We start from the raw sequence: 219 nt of genomic DNA on the forward strand, positions 1-219 counted from the left end.
CGTCGCGTCGGTGTGCTGCTTGTCGCCGCGCAGCGCCGCTGCGCCGCCGCTTTCCGCGATGCCGTTGTTTTCAAAGTTCACGTACGCCAGGTTGACGAACGGCTCCAGGTTCAGCCACTCACCCTTCACGCTGTAACCCGCTTCCGCGAACAGCTGCTCGGTGCGCGCGCTGTACTTCGCCGTGTCGCGGTCCGACTGCATCCCGTAGTTCACCGACCG

At 65.3% G+C, this 219-nt stretch carries 1 protein-coding gene; it reads right to left on the minus strand.

What is annotated here, in order from left to right; genetic code table 11:
• A partial coding sequence (locus tag WFM45_RS24620) for an autotransporter domain-containing protein (RefSeq protein WP_336957618.1) occupies positions 1-219 on the minus strand: 219 nt, incomplete at both ends.

The organism is Serratia sp. KG1D, assembly GCF_037150675.1.
In the GTDB taxonomy this organism is placed as follows: domain Bacteria; phylum Pseudomonadota; class Gammaproteobacteria; order Enterobacterales; family Enterobacteriaceae; genus Serratia; species Serratia nematodiphila.